Source organism: Flavobacterium sp. MR2016-29, assembly GCF_015350695.1.
GTDB lineage: Bacteria > Bacteroidota > Bacteroidia > Flavobacteriales > Flavobacteriaceae > Flavobacterium.
The window spans coordinates 276,770-293,854 of record NZ_JADKPU010000001.1; the positions used below are offsets into that span (position 1 = coordinate 276,770).

A 17,085-nucleotide genomic window follows, 5' to 3' on the forward strand; every position below is an offset into this window, starting at 1 on the left:
TTAGTGCTATTTATTTTCAACAGACTTTTCTATCGCATCAAGTCGTATTTTCCTTTCATCGCTCCTATTTCCTGCCGATCCATCTTGTTTGAATTCAAAAACTTCATTTTTATTGGTATCATAAACCGGCCATTGAGGTAATCCCTTACCGTTTGGATTGTCTGTTTTAGCGAAATTTATCCAATAGGCATTCATAGTTTTGGCAACTTCATGATCTTTTGCATCTGCTTTAAAACCATACCCGTCAACAAGATTATCAAATACAAAAGGAATTTCTGAGGCGTGGGAAGCACCAAACTTCATTCTTTCTTTCATTGATTCAGGTACATAGGAGAACAGATACAGATAAGCAGCTGTCTTTTTAGACGTAAATTCCCTTGCTGTAAAACGGGCTGGTTCTGCCCAGACTTTATCTGTATTGACAAGTGTTAAGATTCTGGAGAAATCTCCTTTTCCATCAGGATCATAGGCTTTTGACACTTCATTTTTAAAACTGCCAAACAAGGAAAGCAATTCCTCTTTTGAAGGTGCGTTGACAAATCCTGCTGTAACTTCAGCATTATTAGATCCTATAATTATGGAAACGTTATGCTGTCTTCCTGCTTTATAAGAACTCTCGGCTGTCTCTGTAACAAAGCGCCCGTCAAGAATAGGTCCAGAATAAGTAAGTGGTCCGCTTTGTCCCGCTGTTTCCTGACCATCATCCACAATTTCCAAAGCGCTGAGTGCTCTTAATTTAGTAAGCGCGTCAGCATCCGTTCCTTGAATATTATATCTTTTGGCAAAATTAATACCTATGGTTTCGGCAGAAACGGGATAATTTTTATCCGCATTCTCTTTATCAATCGGTCTTCCTGTAAGCACTCCGTCGCGTCCTCCACCTGATTCAATAATCGCCTTTTGGAATAATCCTTTTGCTGAAGGAATAGTCAGCAGAGAATGCACTGAAACCCCTCCTGCCGATTCTCCAAATATGGTTACGTTCTTTGGGTCTCCTCCAAATGAAGCAATATTTTTCTGTACCCACTGCAATGCCGCAATCTGATCCATATAGGCATAACTGCCTTTATATTCACTTGGATTTTCCTGGCTTAATGCCGGAAATGCAAAATGTCCTAAACGTCCCAGACGGTAATTGATTGTTATAAGAATGACACCCTGTTTCGCAAACGCAGTTCCCGAATAACCCGAACCGCTGCCTGCTACAAAAGCACCTCCATGAATCCAGACCATTACTGGTAATTTCGATGTAGATGCACCATAAGAAGGTTTCCACACATTTAAAAACAAACAGTCTTCACTTGAGGTTTTCGACATGCCCGAACCTCTGGGCCAGCCGGCCTGCGGGCAGTCTGCACAGTCTTTAGCGGCATCTCTGATGCCTTCCCATGGCTTTACGGGCTGTGGAGGGCGCCAGCGATTAGCACCAACTGGCGGTGCCGCATAAGGAATACCTTTGAAAACCAAAACATCTCCCTCTGCAATACCTCGAACAGTTCCTGAAGCCGTGGTAACTTCTAAACTATTTTTTCCTATCTGCTGTTGCGCCTGTAAGACTGTGACACTTATTAAAAAGAAAACCCCGATAACTATTTTTTTCATTTCTAAATGTATTTGAAAGTAAGAACAGCTGGAAAATTATTTCCCAACCCTATCCTGCAATTGCTGTGGATAACGTGCACCAACTATTTCTATGTTTTTAAGAGCAAGATTTATATTGTTTAATTCTTCTTTGCTTAAATGAATTGCTGCTCCTCCAATATTTTCTTCCAATCGATGCAGTTTTGTTGTTCCCGGAATTGGCACAATCCAAGGCTTTTGAGCTAGCAGCCAAGCCAAAGCAATCTGTGATGGTGCAGCATTTTTTTGTGCAGCAATTGATTTTACTAACTCTACTAAGGTTTGATTGGCTTTTCTGTTTTCTTCTGAAAATCTGGGAACAATGTTTCTAAAATCAGACGATTCAAATTTTGTATCTTCATTTATCGCTCCTGTCAAAAAGCCTTTTCCAAGCGGACTGAAAGGCACAAAACCAATTCCTAATTCTTCTAAAACCGGAATAATTTCTTTTTCAGGTTCACGATAAAATAAGGAATATTCGCTCTGCAGCGCTGCAACCGGCTGTACAATGTGGGCTCTTCGAATGGTTTCTTCCCCTGCTTCTGAAAGTCCAAAGTGTTTTACCTTTCCTTCTTTAATCAATTGCTTTACAGTCTCGGCAACCTCTTCAATAGGCACATTTGGATCAACCCTGTGCTGGTAAAATAAATCAATATAATCTGTCTTCAACCTTTTAAGTGAAGCTTCGACAACTGCTTTTATTCTTGCGGGACTGCTGTCCAGACCTTTTGTTGAGTCGCCATCCTGAAAACCAAATTTGGTTGCAATGACCACTTTTTTACGAAATGGTTCTAAAGCTTCTCCCACAATTTCTTCGTTTATAAAAGGACCGTAGCATTCTGCTGTATCAAAAAAAGTAACACCATTTTCAAAAGCAGCCCTGATTAAAGCTATCGCTTGATTTTTTTCTGTTGCTTTTCCGTAACCAAAACTCAGTCCCATACAGCCGAGCCCAAGAGCTGATACTTCAAGTCCGTTATTTCCTAATATTCTCTTTTCCATTATCTTTATCTTAAAATTAGATTATTTCTTTTTTTCGGGAGCTTCCACATCAGAGAAAGCCAATACCCCGGCAGGCAATCTTTCGCCCGTAATTTTAATGGCATTTAAGGCCGTATTAAACTCCTGCAATTCGTTTGCAGTAAATTTTATTTGAGATGCTCCTGTGTTCTCCAGCATATGCGCCATCTGGGTTGTTCCCGGAATTGGTACTATCCAAGGCTTTTGTGCCAGCAGCCATGACAGTGAAATTTGAGCTGGTGCGGCTTTTTTCGCTGCGCTCCATTTTTGAATTAATTCAACCAAAGCCATATTTGCAGGCAGGTTTTCAGGCGAAAATCTGGATTCAATACCGCGGATATCACCCGGTGCGAATCGTGTGTTACTGTCAATGGCTCCTGTGAGAAAACCAACACCAAGCGGACTCCAGGGCACAAATCCAATTCCCAGTTCTTCGCATAACGGCAGAATCACTTTTTCAGGACCTCTCCATAAAAGTGAATATTCATTTTGAATTGCTGTAACCGGATGAACAGCGTGTGCACGTCTTACGGTTTGATGACCCGGCTCGCAAAGTCCATAATGCAGTACTTTACCTTCCTTAATCAGATCTTGTATTACCCCGACCACATCCTCGATTGGAACCTGAGGGTCAACACGATGCTGATACAATAAATCAATTCTGTCTGTTCGCAGGCGTTTCAGCATTCCTTCCACCACTATTTTAATATGTTCAGGCTGGCTGTTTAAACCCGGTAAACGTTTTCCTGTCTCCTGATCAATGTTCCAGCCGAATTTTGTAGCAATTGTAATCTTATCACGAAAAGACTGAACCCCTTCGCCTAAAATTCTCTCCACTTCCAAAGGTCCGTAAGCTTCGGCAGCATCAAAAAAAGTGACGCCGTTATCATAAGCTGATCGGATAATGCGGTGCATTTCAGGTCTGGAAGGAATTGTGGTCTGGTAATTACGGCTCATATTCTGTACACCGATACCAATGCTGGAAACTTCGAGTTTCCCCAGTTTTCGCTTTCCAGGAGCTGTTAGCGGAATCTGATTATCTTCTTCTAAAATGATATCCTTTCTTCCAGAATTTGCAAAAGAAGCAAAAGGAAGCAGTGCACTCCCTGCCAATGCCAAACCCGCCGTTTTTAATATTGATCTTCTATCCATTTTAAAATTTTTCTTTAGTTAGTTATCTTTTTAATGTTCGCTCACTCAGCCATTTTACCATGTTAGGATCTCTGTGATCAAAAAACAGGCTTGCGTTGGTATCTAAAGTTTTGATCGAAGCCATATCCTCAGCTGTTAATTCAAAATCAAAAATGTTGAAGTTTTCTGCCATTCTTTCTTTACGAACTGATTTCGGAATTGCCACTACTCCTCTTTGAGTCAGCCATTTCAGGATAACCTGCGCCGTAGATTTATTATACTTGGATGCAATTGCTGTGAGAAGTTCGTTTGTGAAGATGTCATTCTTCCCTTCTGCAAACGGCCCCCAGGATTCGATCTGAATATTATTGTCCTGAAGAAATTGCTGCGCTTCATTCTGCTGATGAAAAGGATGTGTTTCAATCTGGTTTACTGCCGGTGTAAAGCCGGTATTCGATACTAAGTCCATAACTCTGTCCGGATGAAAATTGGAAACACCAATAGCTTTTACCTTTCCTGCTTGGTATAATTCCTGCATGGCGCGCCACGATCCGTAGATATCGCCATATGGCTGATGGATAAGATATAGATCCAGATAATCCAATTGCAAAAGGTCTAATGATTTCTGAAAAGCTTTTAAGGTATTTTCATAACCTGCATCACTTACCCAGAGTTTTGTTGTAATAAAAAGTTCTTCCCTTGCAATGCCGCTTCGTTTAATTCCGTTTCCAACAGCTTGTTCATTCATATAAGACGCTGCAGTATCAATTAGTCTGTAACCTGTTTCGATAGCATCAACCACAGCCTGTTCACATTCTGCCTGATCCTGCATTTGAAAAACACCAAACCCTAATATGGGCATTTCAACTCCGTTGTTTAATTTTATAGTTTGCATTGTAACGCGATTTTATAATTCTATTATTACAAATTTCCGAACTAAAAACATGGGTTTTGGTATACGGATTACGGAATCTCCTACCAAGATTACTGATTCAGAGTGTGCTGCTGTTAAAACTGTACTTAAATAGTTAAATTTGTGTAACAAACAACGATGAAAACATGGGACAGGTATTTAACTTCGAGACTATTAATGAGTACAATGATTTTAATAATCATGAAACATTACATCCTTTAGTTAGTATAATTGATTTTAATAAAGCAAAACCAAGAACAGGTTCAAGGATGAACTTTGAATTGTACTGCATATTTTTGAAGGATGTAAAATGCGGGGATTTGAAATACGGCCGTAATTATTATGACTATCAGGAAGGAACTTTAGTTTTCGTATCGCCCGGCCAGACCATTGATGTAGAAAACAAGGTAGATTATTACCAGCCCACAGGACATGGATTGGTTTTCCATCCGGATTTAATTCGCGGTACATCACTTGCTAAAAGTATTAGTGACTATAACTTTTTCAGCTACAATACAAGTGAAGCCTTGCACTTATCAGAAAAAGAAAAACAGCTTGTTTTTGACTGTTTTGCTAAAATAGAAACGGAATTAAAGCAGTCTGTTGACAAGCACAGCAAAAAGCTTATTGCCTCAAATATTGAGCTTTTTTTGAATTACTGCGAAAGATTCTATGACCGTCAGTTCATTACAAGAGATAATGAAAATAAAGGTATAGTTGAAAAATTTGAAGAACTCTTAAACAGTTATTTTTCATCAGATAAACCTAATATTATAGGACTGCCTTCTGTAGCGTATTATGCTGGCGAACTAAACTTATCTCCTAATTATTTTGGCGACCTTATTAAAAAAGAAACAGGGAAATCTGCCCAGGAATACATTCAGAATAAAATAATAGATACTGCTAAAAATAAGATATTCGATTCGACAAAAACCATTAATGAAGTCGCTTATGAATTAGGATTTAAATACCCGCAGCACTTTACTCGTTTTTTCAAACAGCATGTTGGAAGCACTCCTAATGAATATCGAATTATGAATTAAGTAAATAAAGAATTTATATAATTACAGTTTTTTAATTAAAAAAGGCAGTTCCCGATTAGGAACTGCCTTTTGTGTTTTATGACGTTACCAATTATAACGGCGTATAATTAAAATTTTTAAAAGTTACACTTCCTTCTCCAATTGAACAAAGCGCTATCCTTAAACCTAAAAAGCCGCTCAGTGCGTTATGGTTATAGGAAGAAACCTCAGCTGAATTCTCAATTTTAAGCCATTTCTTGCCATCAAGGCTGTAAAACATATCTACATTATTATTTATATTTTTTAATCGCAGGTATACATGTCTTTTATGTGCATTTTTCTCGGTTACAAACTGCCATCCTCGCAGGTTTGCCAATATATTTTCTTTATCAGCCAATATGCCTGAAAAATAACTATTGTTGTAAAAAAGAACTAAACCTCCTGTGGCATCACCTTCAATTTCCATTTCAACATCGGCAGTATAAGAATGACCCGATGGCACGGTGACCAAAGGAGAACTGTTTCCTACTCCGGTTCCTTTGCCTTTAATGACCAGACTTTTATTTATAACTTTAAAACGGGAATTATCAACCCCTTGAAAAAATTTCCACTGCGGTTTCAGTGCTGTTCCTGAAAAATCATCACTTTGCGAGAATCGTGCAACGGCTATTCCATTTGGTTTAGCAATAGGTTTATCTGTCTCAATTGTATCAGGGATTTTGTACCATCCGTCTTTAGTCCATTCAACCGGCTGCAGCAGCGTCTGGCGTCCTAAGTTGTAAAAGCTTTTTTCGTAGGCGTGCATAATCATCCACCACTTGCCGTTATGATCTTCAAAAATGGTGCTGTGCCCTTTTGACCACCAGCGCTCATCACTGCTTTTAGTTCTAACTACCGGATTGTATGGAGAATTTTCCCAAGGTCCAAAAGGGGTTTTAGAACGTGCTGAAATTACCATATGACTGGTAGCAGGACCTGCAGTACCGCCTTCTGCAACAGTTAAATAATAGTATTCTCCTCTTTTAAATAGTTTCGGTCCTTCCATACAAAAACACTCAATGGACCATTCTCTCGGTATTGCCCAGCCGTCATAAGTATGTTTTACTTCTCGGATAGTCTTTAGTCCATCTTTGGATAAACCAATATAATCACCATTACTGAAATATAAGTATCTGTTCCCATTATCATCTGTAACGTGGCCTGGGTCAATATTGCCAATTTTCAGGTCTACAGGATCACTCCAAGGGCCGGCTATATTGTCTGCGCTGACAACAAAATTTGTTTTGTTGGCTGGAAAATAGATATAGTATTTATTATTGTATTTTATTAAATCTGGCGCCCAGACATCACCTACATATTTCTGTAGTGCATTAGCGAGAGGCTCCCAATTAATTAAATCCTGCGAATGCCAGATGGTAAGTCCGGGATAATAATCAAAAGAAGAATGTACAATGTAATAATCCTTGCCTTCGCGCAGTAAACTCGGGTCAGGATAGTCACCTCCAAAGATTGGATTCTGATAGGTTGATTTGCCTGCTATTGGTTCCGGTTGGTTTTGCGCAGCTGTTTTACCTGCATAAAATAGCACCAGCAATACTAATATTGATTTTTTCATTTGGATTAATAATATTTGAAAAAACAAATATACATAACTTATAGTCTTTTTTACCATTAGATAAAAAGCGTTAGATAATATTGATTTTCATCTTACTAATCTTTAGAAGCCAAATAACATTCTGCATCAAGCGGCCATAGAGCATGTTCCAGCAGCAGTAATTGCCTGGCGGTATAGGTGATCTGCAGCATCTCCGGCTACAAAAACATCTTCAACATTAGTTCTTGACATTCTTGGAATATTGATGATATAACTGGTTCCGAGAAGCCTATTAGAGAGGAGTAGCGATTTCGCTTCCCAGACCGGAAACAGAATATACAGAATAAAAAAATAATCATTATTATCATTCGTTTTTCTGTTTATTAAATTCATATGCTCAAAATGAGATTAATCAATTATTATTCAATCTCCCATTGTATTAAGCAGAAATACGATCTACTCCTCAAAAGCCGAAAAATAGCTATCACAAAAAAAATTCAGTGATCATAGAAAAACAGGGGCAAATGATAAAGTTATCGATGCCCAGAACGAAAAAGTTTCACTTTACTACCTGTAAAAACAGTATTGACAATTTATCTTGCTCTATCTATTAATCAATTCCGTCATTAAGCTTTGCATTTTGTCCGGCTAAAATAAGCCATTTGCCATCTTTTTTTGTCAGAATGATTGTTCTGCGAAATTCAAACGTTTTTCCAGGAAAACGTGTATCGCCTGAAAGACCAGTACGAATGTGAGAAATGGCTACATCAGGTTTTACAAAAATTATGTCTTCTACAGCACGAGTATAATAATGTGACGATTTGAAATAGCTTGTATGAACAATTTCATAATGATTCTGAATATCCTCTTTGCCAATATAATATGCGCCAAACCAATTGACCCAAGTTGCATTATTATCGTAATTATCTGCAAGTCCTTTAGGATCATGTCTATTCCAAGCGTTTTCATAATTTGTTACAAGTTGTTTTATAGCATCTTTGTCATTTGCTGTGTCAACTTGAGCAACAACACTTTGTAGCGTTAATATAAAAAATAAAGTCATTGAAGGAATTGTGAAAATCTTGTTCATAATTAAGCTAATTAAAGGTTATTTAAAATCTCGCAATGTTAGTCTATGAGAAACCTAATTTGAGATGTCTCAAATTTAACAAAAAAAGCTGTGAAGCCGATACCTTTTCGCTATAAAAAGCTAAGCCACAGCTGGAAACGCTGAAAAACCTGATCGCGCAGATTTATAATCCGTGCCCGCAAAGTTCATCTTAATGGTTTAAAAAAAGAGAAAATCTAGTTACGCATATCCGAGTAGCTGTTGTCAAGACTGTTGTTGCGAAGTCAGAAGAAATTAAGAGCTTTCCAAAAGAAATCGGCGGTAGCAGGAGATCAATTAGCAATATTAAAGAAATCAAATTCTTATAATAATTTAAAGCTTCCACAAAATCTAATTGGAGTCTGTTTTCGTATATATAAGCAAAAGCTGTTGTCATGGAAACATTCCCAACCTTTCTTATAAAAATCCTGCAAATGCTTGCCGACAGATACGGCATGAGTTGTACTTTAGAAGAACTGACAAGTCTTTTAACTCCTGTTTTTAATATGTATACACCGGTAAAAGACAGTATATCTAATGAAAAGAAAAAACAAGCAAGAGTATTAGATGCTTTAATGCTTTTGAATAATGAAGGATATATCTTTTTAAATTCAAATTCTGATGAAAGTACAATAAGTATAAAAGGTTTGATTTTAGTAAACAATAGGGCCATTTGCAATTAAAATTAACTTCATTTACAAAGCAAATTTTCCTCAACAAATAAGCAACAACCGATATTCCCCGTCATTTTCTCTTGGTGCTCTATGAATACAGGGCTGCACTTCTTGTTTTGGATGATCTACAGCCAGTCGCCAAAGATGTCCTAATCCTAAATTAACAGGTACCGCATCTTGATGTGCCTTATAGTGCAAATCAAAATAATTTTCCTTTAAAAAGTTTTCGAATTCTTCCTCTGGTCCGTCATGCAGTTCTTTTAGCTTTGTTCGAATTTCTGGAATCCGAATTTTTTGCTCTGCCTGCGAATTAGAAATAATATCACTTGCGGCTCCGTGATAGGTACATAAAAAAGTATCTGTTGCAATTGGCGAACGATCAACATGAAAAGAATATACATCAGTCGATATAAAATCAAATTCTTCGTCACGTTCATAACACTTCAGTAAATTAAGAGAAGGTGAAGCTCCAAAATCAGTTAGTAATTTTAAATCCTTTAAGATTATTTCCCTTGCTGTATTCCCCTTTTCTGAGAGTTGGAGTGCGGTTAGATCTTCAGGATAAACTTCTGTTATGTTTTCTTTTAAACGCAATTGGGCAACAATCTCACTAAAATCGCCATCTAAATTTCTGTACCAGCATAGCGCATTCATTTCTCCTTTAAAATCGGTATGTAAAAGTTCAGAGAAAGCAGATACTATTCCAATTTGGCTGTTTTCAGAAAATGTGTTGTTCATAGTATAAAATTAGAAGCTAGTAACTTCATAGTACAAAATTATGTAATACCATCCAGCTGCAGCATTTTTATAGCCATAAACTTTTAAAGCTGTTATTTTTTTTACTTGAAAACACAACACTATACTTCAACAATAATTGATTTTGAATAATTAAAGACATTAGTACAGCAACTTTAAAAATTAAATAATCTACAAAACATTTTTTTGAACAAAAAAAGAAAATCGTAAAAGGTAAACCTTGAGACTTTTTTAGTAACCCTGTTTCTAATCTGAATAATAAATCTTTCAATATTATTTTAATACCCGATAAATTTAGTTTGCTTATTATAATCTATATGTAAGATTTAATACTTAAATTGGTAATATGGAAACAAAGATAGATGTACTGATTATTGGTGGCGGGCTTGCTGGATTAACAGCTGCAATTCATCTGTCTCAAAAAAATCTAAAAGTAACATTGATCGAAAAATCCACTTACCCTCGACATAAAGTTTGTGGTGAATATATTTCGAATGAAATTCTACCCTATCTCAAATGGCTTGGCGCCGATGTTGTAGCACTAAATCCTACCAATATCTCTAAATTTGAATTTACTACAAACAGTGGAAAAACTGCAAAAGCAAAATTACCGCTGGGAGGATTTGGCATCAGCAGATATGCGCTTGATGATTTTTTATATCAAAAGGCATTGGCTAACAACTGCACCGTAATTAAAGAAAATGTTATTGATGTTTCTTTTGCCGATAATTTATTCACAGTTACAACATCAGATCAAATTTTAACCGCTAAAATAGTTTTGGGTGCCTATGGAAAACGTTCGAATGTCGATCAGGTCATAAAGCGAAATTTCTTCAATAAAAAATCTCCTTGGCTAGCGGTAAAAGCACATTATTCTGGTAATTTAGATAATGATCTAGTGGCGCTTCACAACTTTAAAGGCGGTTACTGTGGCGTTTCTAACGTAGAGAACAACATCATAAACATTTGCTATCTGGCAGATTATGCGACTTTTAAGCGATATAAAAATATTGAGGAATATCAGCAAAATGTACTTTACAAAAACAAACATCTTAAATCTGTTTTTGAAAACAGCACGCTTCTTTTTGATAAACCGCTAACAATTAGCCAGATCTCTTTTGATAAAAAACAAGCGGTAGAAAACCATATTATCATGATTGGCGATACTGCGGGTCTTATCCATCCGCTTTGCGGCAACGGAATGGCGATGGCAATTCACAGCGCAAAAATAGCATCAGAATTAATTTTAGAATATTATTCAGATGAAAAAATGTCTAGAGAAACATTAGAAAAAAAGTACTCCAAAGAATGGAAAAAACATTTTGGAAAAAGAATCTTTATGGGAAGGATTCTAGCACGGATCTTAACCAATAAAACCATTACCAATATATTCGTTGCGACAACAGCATCTATTCCAGGAATACTGTCTCGAATAATTAAACTAACGCATGGTAAACCTATAGCAATCAATTAAATGGCAATAAATACTCAATATCGAACAGAGGAAAGTGAAATAATGGATGATTTCTCTCTTCAGGGAGAAGAACTAAGAGATGCACTCGATCAGATTGCCCGCATCAATCAGTTGCTTGGAGGCAATAAAATTACGCTGCATGGAATAAAAAAATTATTAAAAAAATCTCATAAAGCTAAGACAATTACAATAGCAGACATAGGATGCGGCAACGGAGATATGTTGCGAATGCTGTCTGAGTTCGGCCAAAAAAACAATCTCAATTTTAAACTTATTGGTATAGATGCTAATGATTTTACGATAAATTATGCGACGAAATTATCAACAGCATATCCCAATATCGAATATCAATGCGTAGATATTTTTAGTGAAAATTTTAAAACTATGAAATTTGATATTATTTTATGTACGCTGACCCTGCACCATTTTACGAATGAGCAAATATTAAATATAATTACTATCTTTAGGAATAATGCAGAAACTGGCATCATAATAAATGATCTGCATCGAAGCAAACTGGCCTATCGGCTTTTTGAATTGATCTGTATTATTTTTAATCTGAATAGAATGTCGCGTGAAGATGGACTAGTATCTATCTTGAGAGGATTTAAGAAAAAAGAACTCGAAGAATTCTCTAAAAAACTAAATTTAAAAAACTATACCATAAGCTGGAAATGGGCTTTTCGCTACCAGTGGATAATTACAAACAAATGAGTGTAAAAATAGTAACAGTTGCCAAGCAGCTACCACAATATTCCCGCGAAACAGCCGATATACTTCCAATGCTGGAAGTATGGCTGGAAGGGCAAGATGATCGTTTTATAAAAAAAGTCAAAAAGATATTTGAAGGCGCGGCTGTAGACAAACGGTATTCTATAATGGATCCCGCAGAAGTTTTTACTGCCACATCATTTGAAGAAAAAAACGATATTTATTCTCACGAAGTTATTATTCTGGGTGAACAGGTGCTAAAAAAAGCACTCGAAAAAGCAAATTGGGATCCGCAGACACTGGATTACATTATCACTGTTAGCTGTACCGGAATTATGATTCCCTCTTTAGATGCTTATCTTATCAATAAAATGAACCTGAGACAAGATATTGTTCGGCTTCCGGTAACGGAAATGGGTTGTGCCGCTGGAATTTCGGGTATTATTTATGCGAAAAACTTTCTGAAGGCAAATCCTGGGAAACGAGCTGCAGTAATTGCAGTCGAATCTCCAACGGCGACATTTCAGCTTGATGATTTTTCGATGCCAAATATTGTAAGTGCGGCTATTTTTGGAGATGGATCTGCCTGTTGTTTGTTATCTTCTTACGAAGAGGATAAAGGTCCGGAAATAGTAAATGAAGAAATGTATCATTTTTACGAAGCCGAGCATATGATGGGTTTTAAACTTACAAATACAGGACTTCAAATGGTCTTAGACATCGAAGTTCCAGATACTATTGCCTCTCATTTTGGAGACATTATTCACCCTTTTCTTCAAAAAAACAATTTACAAATCAAAGATATAGATCACATGATATTTCATCCAGGCGGAAAAAAGATTGTTACTACTGTTGAAGCACTTTTTTCTGGTTTAGGAAAGAATATTGAGGATACAAAAGAAGTCTTAAAACAATACGGAAATATGTCGAGTGCAACAGTACTATACGTTTTAGAGCGAATTATGGATACAAATCCAAAAGAAGGTGAAAAAGGATTGATGCTCAGTTTCGGACCTGGATTTTCAGCACAAAGAGTTTTATTGCAATGGTAATTTTTTAGAAGATAAATGATGAAACTGACCGATATTACAGCACAGTTACCTTACAGCAAACCTTTTTTATTTGTAGATGAGCTGCTTCACGTTGATGAAAATAGTGTGAGCGGTACTTATACTTTTAATGAAGATCTTGATTTTTATAAAGGTCATTTTAAAGATAATCCGGTAACTCCAGGCGTTATTTTAACAGAAACAATGGCACAAATTGGAATGGTCTGTCTTGGTATTTATTTATTAGGTGATGCTTTTAATAGAGATACTGTAATTGCTTTTACTTCAGCGGATATGCAGTTTTTAAAACCCGTTTATCCTAATGAAAAAGTAACGGTAACTTCTCAAAAATTATTTTTCAGGTTTGGAAAATTAAAGTGTGATGTCATTATGAAAAACGAAGCCGGACAAGAAGTTTGTAAAGGCATTTTGGCTGGCATGATTACGAATAAATTATGAGCAAGCGAGTTGTTATAACAGGTTTAGGCGTTGCTGCTCCAAACGGAGTTGGAATTGAAGCGTTTAGCCATTCCATAAAAAACGGAATATCAGGAATTCGGCATGATGCACAGCTGCAGGAATTGCAGTTTTCTTGTCAGATAACAGGTCAGCCTCAAATATCTGAAGAAATTAAAGCACAATATTTTACAGAACTTGAACTGCGCGGATTCAATAGCACAGGTATTTTGTACGGTGTTATTGCAGGAATGGAAGCCTGGAACAATGCTGGATTATCAATAGAAATTAATGACGAACCCGATTGGGACAACGGCGCTATTTTTGGAGCTGGTACTTCTGGAATAGATAAATTCCGAGAAAGCATTTATAAAATTGACGAATTACAAGTAAGAAGATTAGGCAGTACTGTTGTAGCACAAACTATGAATAGCGGTATCAGTGCTTATCTTGGCGGAAAATTGGGACTTGGAAATCAGGTTACTACAAATTCGTCTGCCTGCACCACAGGAACAGAAGCAATACTAATGGCCTACGATCGCATACAGGCCGGAAAGGCAAAAAGAATTTTAGCAGGAAGTACCAGCGATAGCGGTCCTTACATTTGGGCAGGATTTGATGCGCTTCGTGTCTGCAGTTCAAAATATAATGATAATCCCGAAGCAGGTTCACGGCCTATGAGTGCAACAGCTGCTGGTTTTGTACCAGGAAGCGGCGCCGGAGCATTAGTTATAGAAGATTTAGAAAGTGCCTTAGAACGAGGCGTAACCATTTATGCAGAAATATTAGGAGGTGATGTAAACTCGGGAGGTCAGCGCGGCAATGGAAGCATGACTGCTCCTAACAGCACTGCTGTTCAACGCTGTATTACAAATGCAATTCATAATTCAGGTATTTCGCCAGATGCTGTTGATGCCATAAACGGACATCTTACTGCAACCACAAAGGACAGTCTTGAAATTGAAAATTGGACAAAAGCTTTAGGCCGAAAAGGAACTGAATTTCCATATATTAATTCTTTAAAAAGCATGACAGGTCACTGTTTGAGCGCGGCAGGAAGTATTGAAAGCATCGCAACTGTTTTACAGCTTTATGAAGGTTTTATATTTGGAAACACAAATTGTGACGATCTTCATCCTGATATTACGGCGCTTATCGATTCTTCAAAAGTATCTTTAAAAACAATAAACAGTAATCCTGCTATAATTGCTAAAGCCAGTTTTGGCTTTGGTGACGTAAATGCTTGTATAATCTTTAAAAAATTTGAAAAATAATCCTATTATGAACAAAGAAGAACTTATCGCTAAATTAAAATTAATCATCAAACCATATACTACAAATACAGAAGCATATGACAACCTTACTGAAGATACTGATTTTATTAATGATTTGAGTATCAACTCGGCTAATCTGGTAGATATTGTACTTGATATCGAAGAAGCTTTTGATGTTGTAGTTGACAATACAGATATGGAACGAATGCTTGACGTTAAGACCGCTGTAGAAATCATCGAAACCAAATTGGCACAAAAATGATTGGTAATGACGTGATAGATATTAAGCAGTCACGCGAAGAAAGTAATTGGCAGCGAGAAGGTTTTATAGAAAAAATATATACTCGTGAAGAACAATTGCTTATTTCTAACGCATCTAATCCTGAATTTATGGTTTGGATTCTTTGGAGCATGAAAGAAGCTGCTTATAAAATTTATAATCGTCAGACAAAAGTTAGAGAATATATTCCTAAAAAACTGATTTGTTTTATTGAACTGCACAACAAAAATTTTATAATTGGGAAAGTTAGTTGCAACGAAAACATATACTATACAAAAACAACGCTCTCAAAAGATGAAATTCATACGGTAGCGGTCAGCAACTTAGAGGATTTAAAAAAGGTAATCGAAATTGAAAAAAAATCTATTTTAAAAGACAACGACAATATTCCATATTTAGATACTTCGTTACAAAATACAATTGGGGATGTTTCTGTAAGTCATCACGGAAGGTTTGAAAAAGTAGTAACAATTATGGCATTTTAATTTTAAAATATACTTTTTAAAGCCGGATTGATTTGTTCAACAATTGGAAATTAACCTTTAAAAAAGCAATATAATATCTATTAATATTATTTGCTAAAACCTTTGCGTGTCATCTCACCCCAGCTATTAGTGCCCTTAATTTTTTCTTTATAACCAATTAAAGCAGCATAAACTGAAATAGGATGAAAATAAAATGGCTCTATAAAAGCCGCTAAAAGCAATTTAAAGAAATCCGTTTGTTTTGGGTATTTGTGGTACGTTCGTTCTTCACTGTATAAAGCAATTACCGAAAACATTACAGCAAAAAAGTAAACAAAAAGTACAAGTAACAAAAAAAAATGCCAATTAAGCAATCCAAATATAATAAATAGGAAAGTTAGTAAAAGACCTGTAAATTCTATAGCAGGCGCCAGAAATTCAAATAATGCCCAATACGGTATACTAAGCATTCCCAACATTTTATACTTTGGATTTAAGAACATTTTTTTGTGAAAAATCAATGTTTCAATTGTTCCTCTCATCCATCGGCTTCGCTGTTTTTTAAATATTTTAAAATCTTCAGGTGCTTCTGTCCAACACAATGGGTCAGGTATGTAGGAAACAGAATAAGGGATTTTATTCTCTAACATATACCGACGCATTCTTACTACCAGTTCCATGTCTTCACCTACAGTTTTTGTATTATACCCTCCTGAAAGCAATGCTATTTCTTTATCGAATGCTCCAAATGCTCCGCTGATCAGCAATAGACCATCAAGCCTTCCCCATGCCATCCTGCCGAGTAGAAATGCCCTTAAATATTCTAAAACCTGTATTCTTGGCAACATAAGATCGGGAATGTTTACCTCAACCAAACGACCATTTTTAATAACGCATTGGTTTGCAATCCTTACAACACCGCCAGTAGCAATAATGCGTTTTCCATGAGATTCAAGAAAAGGTTTTGCGAGTTTAAGAAGTGCGTCCTTATCAAGAATACAATCAACATCGATACATACAACGTAAGGATTGTGCGCAATATTTAATCCTACATTAAGAGCATCTGCCTTACCTCCATTTTCCTTGTCAACTACAATTAATTTTTTATATGCAGCATTTCTAGAAGTATAAATACCCTTAATTTTTTTTGTTTCAATTTGATGATGAAAGTTAAGGTCAGTAAGCAACAGGTCGTAGGTTTTAATAAGTATTTCCATGGAATCGTCTTTACTGCCGTCATTTACAACAATTACCTGGTAGTTATTATAATTTAGTGAAAGTAGGGATTTTATATTCTCTTCAATAGTAAAACTTTCATTATAAGCAGGCGCAATTAAAGAAAGTCCGGGTGCAAATTCACTTGTAAGCAATACATCATAATCTACAAAACTATTTTTTTTAAGATATTCTCTTAGTTCTCTAACAGAGAGATGAGCCAATAGTAGGTAAGAAGACATAATCAGGATGGCATACCCAAGAATGAGGATCATAAAAATATGAGAGAATATTGTTAGTTCATTATTTAAAAAAGTCATTTGC

Annotated in this window: 17 protein-coding genes and 1 pseudogene; 9 read left to right on the forward strand and 9 right to left on the reverse strand. The window is 36.3% G+C overall.

Going from position 1 to position 17,085, the window contains the following annotated elements:
* Nucleotides 1-6: 6 nt before the first annotated feature.
* Genes IR010_RS01300 through IR010_RS01315 form a run of 4 tightly spaced genes read right to left on the reverse strand, consistent with a single transcriptional unit; the run spans nucleotide 7 to nucleotide 4,666 of the window.
* Nucleotides 7-1,602 (reverse strand): carboxylesterase/lipase family protein, encoded by a 1,596-nt coding sequence (locus tag IR010_RS01300; protein ID WP_194600886.1) that lies wholly within the window; start codon nucleotides 1,600-1,602, stop codon nucleotides 7-9.
* A 36-nt stretch (nucleotides 1,603-1,638) separates the two neighbouring features.
* Nucleotides 1,639-2,622, reverse strand: coding sequence for an aldo/keto reductase (locus IR010_RS01305; RefSeq protein ID WP_194600890.1), 984 nt, complete (start codon nucleotides 2,620-2,622; stop codon nucleotides 1,639-1,641).
* A gap of 21 nt (nucleotides 2,623-2,643) precedes the next feature.
* On the reverse strand, nucleotides 2,644-3,792 hold the full coding sequence (locus IR010_RS01310) for an aldo/keto reductase (protein WP_194600893.1): 1,149 nt from the start codon (nucleotides 3,790-3,792) through the stop codon (nucleotides 2,644-2,646).
* Nucleotides 3,793-3,814: 22 nt separating this feature from the next.
* Entirely contained in the window at nucleotides 3,815-4,666 is an 852-nt protein-coding gene (locus tag IR010_RS01315) for an aldo/keto reductase (protein ID WP_194566273.1), read from the reverse strand.
* Nucleotides 4,667-4,830: 164 nt separating this feature from the next.
* On the opposite strand from IR010_RS01315, the gene IR010_RS01320 reads away from it, so the two are divergent.
* Nucleotides 4,831-5,727 (forward strand): helix-turn-helix domain-containing protein, encoded by an 897-nt coding sequence (locus tag IR010_RS01320; protein WP_194600896.1) that lies wholly within the window; start codon nucleotides 4,831-4,833, stop codon nucleotides 5,725-5,727.
* Nucleotides 5,728-5,818: 91 nt separating this feature from the next.
* Here the strand turns inward: IR010_RS01320 and IR010_RS01325 are convergent, their stop codons facing one another.
* From IR010_RS01325 to IR010_RS01335, 3 genes and pseudogenes are all read right to left on the reverse strand, one after another.
* On the reverse strand, nucleotides 5,819-7,321 hold the full coding sequence (locus IR010_RS01325; protein WP_194600899.1) for a family 43 glycosylhydrolase: 1,503 nt from the start codon (nucleotides 7,319-7,321) through the stop codon (nucleotides 5,819-5,821).
* Nucleotides 7,322-7,416: 95 nt separating this feature from the next.
* A pseudogene (locus IR010_RS01330) lies at nucleotides 7,417-7,579 on the reverse strand (thioredoxin-disulfide reductase); the annotation flags it as partial.
* A 331-nt stretch (nucleotides 7,580-7,910) separates the two neighbouring features.
* The gene (locus IR010_RS01335; protein ID WP_194566277.1) at nucleotides 7,911-8,390 is read right to left on the reverse strand and encodes a YybH family protein; all 480 of its coding nucleotides are present in this window, start codon (nucleotides 8,388-8,390) and stop codon (nucleotides 7,911-7,913) included.
* Nucleotides 8,391-8,803: 413 nt separating this feature from the next.
* Here IR010_RS01335 and IR010_RS01340 point away from each other — a divergent pair, with 413 nt between their 5' ends.
* Complete coding sequence (locus tag IR010_RS01340; protein ID WP_194566278.1) at nucleotides 8,804-9,091, forward strand: hypothetical protein; 288 nt, start codon at nucleotides 8,804-8,806, stop codon at nucleotides 9,089-9,091.
* 30 nt (nucleotides 9,092-9,121) lie between these two features.
* Here the strand turns inward: IR010_RS01340 and IR010_RS01345 are convergent, their stop codons facing one another.
* Complete coding sequence (locus IR010_RS01345) at nucleotides 9,122-9,820, reverse strand: DUF1826 domain-containing protein (RefSeq protein ID WP_194600901.1); 699 nt, start codon at nucleotides 9,818-9,820, stop codon at nucleotides 9,122-9,124.
* A gap of 364 nt (nucleotides 9,821-10,184) precedes the next feature.
* Between IR010_RS01345 and IR010_RS01350 the strand changes: the two genes are divergently transcribed.
* Genes IR010_RS01350 through IR010_RS01380 form a run of 7 tightly spaced genes read left to right on the forward strand, consistent with a single transcriptional unit; the run spans nucleotide 10,185 to nucleotide 15,567 of the window.
* Nucleotides 10,185-11,312, forward strand: coding sequence for an NAD(P)/FAD-dependent oxidoreductase (locus tag IR010_RS01350; protein WP_194600904.1), 1,128 nt, complete (start codon nucleotides 10,185-10,187; stop codon nucleotides 11,310-11,312).
* On the forward strand, nucleotides 11,313-12,026 hold the full coding sequence (locus IR010_RS01355) for a methyltransferase domain-containing protein (RefSeq protein WP_194600907.1): 714 nt from the start codon (nucleotides 11,313-11,315) through the stop codon (nucleotides 12,024-12,026).
* Nucleotides 12,023-13,075, forward strand: a complete 1,053-nt coding sequence (locus IR010_RS01360) for a type III polyketide synthase (RefSeq protein ID WP_194600909.1) — start codon at nucleotides 12,023-12,025, stop codon at nucleotides 13,073-13,075. The genes IR010_RS01355 and IR010_RS01360 overlap by 4 nt, the downstream gene beginning before the upstream one ends.
* Before the next feature lie 18 nt (nucleotides 13,076-13,093).
* Nucleotides 13,094-13,531, forward strand: a complete 438-nt coding sequence (locus tag IR010_RS01365; RefSeq protein ID WP_194602422.1) for a 3-hydroxyacyl-ACP dehydratase FabZ family protein — start codon at nucleotides 13,094-13,096, stop codon at nucleotides 13,529-13,531.
* Nucleotides 13,528-14,802, forward strand: coding sequence for a beta-ketoacyl-[acyl-carrier-protein] synthase family protein (locus IR010_RS01370; RefSeq protein ID WP_194600912.1), 1,275 nt, complete (start codon nucleotides 13,528-13,530; stop codon nucleotides 14,800-14,802). Before IR010_RS01365 ends, IR010_RS01370 begins: the two co-directional genes overlap by 4 nt.
* A gap of 7 nt (nucleotides 14,803-14,809) precedes the next feature.
* On the forward strand, nucleotides 14,810-15,064 hold the full coding sequence (locus tag IR010_RS01375) for an acyl carrier protein (protein ID WP_194566284.1): 255 nt from the start codon (nucleotides 14,810-14,812) through the stop codon (nucleotides 15,062-15,064).
* A complete protein-coding gene (locus IR010_RS01380) occupies nucleotides 15,061-15,567 on the forward strand; it encodes a 4'-phosphopantetheinyl transferase superfamily protein (RefSeq protein ID WP_194566286.1) in 507 nt (168 codons plus the stop codon). Before IR010_RS01375 ends, IR010_RS01380 begins: the two co-directional genes overlap by 4 nt.
* A gap of 86 nt (nucleotides 15,568-15,653) precedes the next feature.
* Here the strand turns inward: IR010_RS01380 and IR010_RS01385 are convergent, their stop codons facing one another.
* Nucleotides 15,654-17,081 carry a glycosyltransferase family 2 protein gene (locus tag IR010_RS01385; RefSeq protein ID WP_194566288.1) on the reverse strand — a complete coding sequence of 476 codons (1,428 nt, stop codon included), beginning with the start codon at nucleotides 17,079-17,081 and terminating at the stop codon, nucleotides 15,654-15,656.
* Between the last annotated feature and the right edge of the window lie 4 nt (nucleotides 17,082-17,085).